This window comes from Synechococcus sp. R55.8 (assembly GCF_047461895.1).
Taxonomy (GTDB): Bacteria; Cyanobacteriota; Cyanobacteriia; order Thermostichales; family Thermostichaceae; genus Thermostichus.
In genome coordinates this window covers 1-4,268 of sequence record NZ_JANSIB010000145.1, presented here as the reverse complement: position 1 = coordinate 4,268, position 4,268 = coordinate 1, and the positions used below count along the sequence as shown (strand labels likewise).

4 protein-coding genes are annotated in these 4,268 nt (G+C 57.8%); 1 reads left to right on the top strand and 3 read right to left on the bottom strand.

All coding sequences use genetic code 11. The features are described 5' to 3' along the window. Positions 1 to 163: 163 nt before the first annotated feature. Complete coding sequence (bchM, locus tag NW829_RS11780; protein WP_414350017.1) at positions 164 to 829, bottom strand: magnesium protoporphyrin IX methyltransferase; 666 nt, start codon at positions 827 to 829, stop codon at positions 164 to 166. Between the two features lie 155 nt (positions 830 to 984). Here bchM and NW829_RS11775 point away from each other — a divergent pair, with 155 nt between their 5' ends. After that, positions 985 to 1,482, top strand: a complete 498-nt coding sequence (locus NW829_RS11775; protein ID WP_414413684.1) for a hypothetical protein — start codon at positions 985 to 987, stop codon at positions 1,480 to 1,482. A 42-nt stretch (positions 1,483 to 1,524) separates the two neighbouring features. Here NW829_RS11775 and NW829_RS11770 read toward each other — a convergent pair whose 3' ends face one another. Both NW829_RS11770 and ftsZ read right to left on the bottom strand, forming a co-directional pair. Next, positions 1,525 to 2,502 carry a D-alanine--D-alanine ligase family protein gene (locus tag NW829_RS11770; protein ID WP_414343651.1) on the bottom strand — a complete coding sequence of 326 codons (978 nt, stop codon included), beginning with the start codon at positions 2,500 to 2,502 and terminating at the stop codon, positions 1,525 to 1,527. Positions 2,503 to 2,571: 69 nt separating this feature from the next. Continuing rightward, positions 2,572 to 3,687 carry a cell division protein FtsZ gene (gene ftsZ, locus NW829_RS11765; RefSeq protein WP_414417158.1) on the bottom strand — a complete coding sequence of 372 codons (1,116 nt, stop codon included), beginning with the start codon at positions 3,685 to 3,687 and terminating at the stop codon, positions 2,572 to 2,574. Positions 3,688 to 4,268 lie beyond the last annotated feature (581 nt).

Here is a 4,268-nt window from a genome sequence, read left to right as displayed (position 1 = left end):
AGCAACTGGATAACCTCAGCTGATCGTTATAGTCATTTTTAAACTAGATTGAGACACTCCCCAAGCATTCCACGCTGCTGTCCCTACTCCCAGCCTCGCTGCCAGAGGGAGAGGGGAGCTAGACGAAAATGTTTCATTCCCGTTTAACGAACCAGATCGAGTGTCACCGAACCAGATCGAGGAGCCAAGCAAAGTAGAAGCGGCTGCGAATGGTTTGTCGCTGCTGCACTTTCCAGCCCCATTCGGTTAATTGGCTCACCAAGGTCGCCTCTCGGTGTTGATAGGCGCGGGTGGTTTTGCTGGGGCCGGGGAAGAACTCTCCCACTTTCTTCAGCAGCGTCAGCCAGGGGGTTTTGGGGGCAAAACTGAAGATCAGGCGGGACCGAGCCAGGCGGGTCAGGTGCTTTAGCATGCGCAGGGCCTCGGCTTCAGGGTAGTGGATCATCACATCGAGGCAGATGACGACATCGTATTCCCCCGTCAATTCCTCCAGATCCGAGACCCAAAAGTGTGGGTTGTCTGTGGATCCCAACTCCATTTGCTGGCGGCGGCGCGCTTCGCTCACCATTTGTTCCGAGATGTCGCTGGCGAACACCTGCGCCCCCCTGGCGGCCAAGGGCAAGCTGAGGCTGCCCACCCCGCATCCGGCATCACAAATGCGTAAACCCGAGGGATCCCCCAACCACTGCAACACCGTCTCTACTGTGCGAGCATGGCCAAGGCGGATGTCTTTTTGGACGAAATTGACTTCTTCTTCACCATAAATGCGCCGCCAGCGCTCGAAGCCAACGGAGTTGAAGTAATCGCGGACAATGGTTTTCTCTTGCATAGAACTTCCAGCTAGGGATCCGGCGAGAGAAAAAGATGAACGCTCTGCTTTTCTTCGCCAACGCGCATCCCATTCTACCCCGAGGCCCCGTAACCCTCTGCATCGTTGCCCTAGGATTGTATTAGAATTAACTCGCATGCCTTGGATGTTGCCCCATGACCGAAGCTGAGATTGCCCGAGCGTTGCAGGCTCGGTTGGCTGCCCCGGTCAAAATCGCGGTCAAACGCCGCCAAGGTCATCTACACGTTCTCCTGAATCGGCCCCCCCTGGCTCGAGTGGACTACCCCCATCTCACGGAGCGGGTGCGGGTGGAGCTCAGGGCGTTGGGCTTGCCCGGCTTAGAGCAGGTCACGGTGTACGGGCGTGAGTCGGGACATTCTGAATACGAGTGGGAGCAAACGGCCCCCTTGTTGAACCCGCTGCTGGCCTCAGAAGAAACCACAGTTCTGTTGGAAAAAAAAGGCGATCGCCTACTGCAGGATCTGACAGTTGTTGCCCCGGATTCGGTCAACTCAAAGCCTGAACCTGCGCCGGAGAATCCTGTCGGGAAAACCGACATAGGCAGCAGGTCCCGCATCTCCTGGGTGTGGCTGGGGGGAGCTGTACTGATTGTTGGAATTGGGGTGATTCTTTTGCTGGTTGCCCTTCTCTGAAAGAGCTGGGTAAAGGTTCTTGTTCTTGTCTTGGGAAAAGCCTCAGGGAGCGTTGCCGAGAGTCGCCGATGGACTTTGAGAACGCCGGGATCCGGTCAATTGGGCTTTTTGCAAGGCATCCTGCAGCATTCGCTCCACCAACTCGGTGAACGTCCACCCCAGAGCTGCCGCCGCATCGGGACAGAGGGAAGTGGGGGTCATGCCGGGCAGTGTATTCACCTCCAACACCCAAGGATTTTCCTCGGGATCCACCCGCAGATCCACCCGCGCCAAGCCTTCGCACCCCAACGCCTGGTAGGCCTTCAGACCTGCAGCCTCACAGCGGGCCAACCCTGCCGGGCTGAGGGAACAGGGGATCAAATGCCGCGAGCCACCGGGTGCGTACTTGGCTTCGTAGTCGTAGAAGTCGCCTTGGGCGGGGATGATCTCAATGGCCGGAAGAACTTGGCCGGACAAGATCGAGAGGGTGATCTCCTTTCCGGGAACATAGCGCTCCAGAAAAATCCGCGACGAGACTGAGCGGGCCAACTCCAGCCCCTGAGCAAATGACCTCTCATCCCGGACAATGCTGATGCCCACCGTCGAGCCGTTGTTGCTGGGCTTAATCACCAGTGGGGATCCCAACTCTGCCGCACAGTCAGCCCAAGTGAGGGGGCTTTGGTCGTCCCAAACCTGCCAATCGGGGGTAGGGATCCCCGCGGCGCGAAAGATCTGCTTGGAGACCAGCTTATCCATGGCCAGAGCACTGGCCAGCGGCCCGGATCCCTGGTAGGGCAGGCCCAGCCAGTCCAGCATTCCCTGTACCACCCCATCCTCGCCACCAGGGCCATGCAAGGCAATCCAAACGAAGTCGCAGCCGGCTTGCCGTTCCTGCCAAAGGCGCAGAGGCAGATCCTCATCTGGGTCGATTACCTTGACCCGATGGCCCAGGTCCTCCAAAGCCCGTTTGCAGGCTTTACCCGTTACCCAAGAGACTTGACGTTCTGCCGAACGCCCCCCCGCCAAGACAACAATGTTCATGGCCTAACCCCAAAGCACTCCCCACCCTCAACAACCGGCACCAAGATACCAGCATACCTTCACCCTACCCTACGAAGGGGGCCGTCGGCGGCGCAAGAACTCGGGAATATCTAAGCCTCCAGACATCGGCGGCTCAGGCTCCGGAGGCTGTCGAGGCGGCAGCCCAGAGCCCGTGGGAGTGGGCTTGGGAACCCCCGACTTGTTGGAGGCAGAAACTTTGGTTGCAGCAGGGATGGCGGCTGGACGGGCTTTCTCTTGGAAACCGGTGGCGATGACCGTGATGCGCACTTCCCCCTGCATGCGCTCGTCTTGGACGGTGCCGAAGATGATGTTGGCCTCGGGATCCACTGCCTCGGCGATGATCTCGGCAGCCACCGTGACCTCATGCAAGGACAAATCCGGCCCACCGGTAATGTTGAAGAGGACACCTTTAGCCCCTTCGATGGAGGTTTCCAAAAGCGGCGAAGATACAGCGGTAATGGCGGCTTCGCGGGCGCGGGACTTGCCGGATCCCATGCCAATTCCCATCAAGGCAGAGCCGGCATCGGCCATCACGCTGCGCACATCGGCAAAATCCACATTGATCATGCCGGGAATGAGAATGATATCCGAGATGCCCTGCACCCCCTGCCGCAGCACATCATCAGCAACGCGAAAAGCCTCTTGGACAGGGGTTTGCTCGGAGATCACCGAAAGCAACTTGTCATTGGGAATTACAATCAGGGTATCAACTGCCTCCCGCAGCGCTTGGATCCCTTCCTCGGCCTGCTTGCTGCGGCGTTTGCCCTCAAAGGAAAAAGGCCGTGTCACCACTCCCACCGTCAGGGCACCACTGGCTTTGGCAATTTGGGCGATGACGGGTGCTCCACCCGTGCCCGTGCCTCCCCCCATGCCGGCGGCAATGAAGACCAGATCTGCCCCTTTGATGGCTGCCGATATTTCTTCGCTGGATTCCTCTGCAGCTTTCTGGCCAATGGCCGGGTTACCACCTGCACCCAAGCCTCGAGTCAGCTTCTGCCCAATTTGCAAGCGGTTCACTGCCGAGGACTGGGCAAGGGCCTGCGCATCGGTGTTGACGCTCCAAAACTCGACGCCCACAAGGTTGCTGGCCGCCATCCGACTGACCGCGTTGCCACCCCCACCCCCCACGCCTACAACCTTAATCTTTGCGGCATTGCTCGGCATGAAGTCCTCTGGACGATCCGCCGCTCTGGTCTGAGATCCGTTCCTCTCATACTCGGCGTGAGAGCCTTCTCCCCTGTGGCGCTCATTCCAATGGGAAGGCGCAGACTGGGCTGAACCCAACCCTTGCCCAGGATTGGGAGGATGGATGTCTGACCAATTGGATGGCATGTCAGCTCTCACAATAACTTAAATTCTGGTAAATATCGAATATGCTAGCTGATTTAATATAGAGCAACTCCCTCCAGATGCCAACGCTGCCGACGTTTGTGAATCTTCCCGCTGAATACGGCCCTCCTAAAGACGCCTGTCGGCAGAATCTCAGGTAGCCTTTCTTGCCTAGAGGCATTTCTCTCTGAACTTGTCTCGAAGCTTTTGTGTGTAAGAATAGGTGTTCTCGAATACTTAGACCCTTGCAGGGGAAGAAGGGTCCAAAGGGAGGTTTCGGTACAAGAGTCTGGCCCTAGTTAAGGCCCAGTTAAGGCGAAGAGTTCCCTATCCAGCCAAAGGCTGATAGAGCGCCACTTTGTAGAACTGAGGCTTTGGCATCCTGTAGAGATTCAGGGATCCGGACTTGCATTCAG

Excerpts from the sequence above, each read along its gene's own strand:
- NW829_RS11775 (WP_414413684.1), top strand. The coding sequence starts at position 985 with ATGACCGAAGCTGAGATTGCCCGAGCGTTGCAGGCTCGGTTGGCTGCC.
- NW829_RS11770 (WP_414343651.1), bottom strand. The coding sequence starts at position 2,502 with ATGAACATTGTTGTCTTGGCGGGGGGGCGTTCGGCAGAACGTCAAGTC.
- bchM (WP_414350017.1), bottom strand. The coding sequence starts at position 829 with ATGCAAGAGAAAACCATTGTCCGCGATTACTTCAACTCCGTTGGCTTC.
- ftsZ (WP_414417158.1), bottom strand. The coding sequence starts at position 3,687 with ATGCCGAGCAATGCCGCAAAGATTAAGGTTGTAGGCGTGGGGGGTGGG.